This is a genomic window from Xanthomonas cissicola (assembly GCF_008801575.1).
In the GTDB taxonomy this organism is placed as follows: Bacteria; Pseudomonadota; Gammaproteobacteria; order Xanthomonadales; family Xanthomonadaceae; genus Xanthomonas; species Xanthomonas cissicola.
The window spans coordinates 1-763 of record NZ_VZPL01000223.1; the positions used below are offsets into that span (position 1 = coordinate 1).

General features: G+C 54.7%; 1 pseudogene. It reads right to left on the bottom strand.

The features are described from left to right. Positions 1 to 645 precede the first annotated feature (645 nt). Positions 646 to 763 (bottom strand): annotated as a pseudogene (locus F7R02_RS25710) (IS5-like element ISCARN85 family transposase); the annotation flags it as partial.

Genomic DNA, 763 nt, shown 5'->3' on the forward strand with positions numbered 1-763 from the left:
GGCTGGCTGGCCTGCTCAACCGCGCCACGCTTGAACTCGGCAGTGAACTTCCTGCGCTTTGACATGAACACTCCTCATGGCCTTGATCGGCCTTCTTGTAAGTGTCCGTGAAAACGGGGGTGAACCCTGGCTGTAAAGGCTCGCCAAAAGTGTCGGCGATCAGGACTTGATGCCCGCAACGCTGGCACCGCTGCGTCGAGTTGATTGAACTGGATGCGCCACTCTAAGAACTCTTCGACCCGTCGCCATGCCCGTGCGTTGCGGGGCGACGCCCCCGGCTTGTCCACGGGGCCAACGGCCGTCGTTGACCAAGTGCTGCAGTCCACCTGGTCAACGACGCGGCGAGGTGCTAGCCCTCGGTCAGGCCAACAGCTGCTTGATGGAGGCACTGAAAAATCATGCTCGGCATTGCCGTCGAGGCTTGGCTGATCAAGAGCGGCTAACAAAAAACCTTGAGTACTGTCTCGTCGGCGACAAATTACGGACATGACACGTTGCGACGAAGTCCCAATTGCGCTCCTGATGGAGATTGCCTCAGGTGTTGAAACTGACAAGGAATTGGATTTTAAACTGATGCACCGCTCAAAATCGGGAACGTTGCGACATGGCATTAAAATGAATATAAATAATATTTATTAGGGCCTGTTAACACATCCGAAGCCCATCAACGACTAGGACGAAGCTGAGGAATCCAAGGAACATGACATCCAGCTTCTCGAAGCGCGAGAAAATCCGGCGGTAGCCTTTCAAGCGACGGAACAGT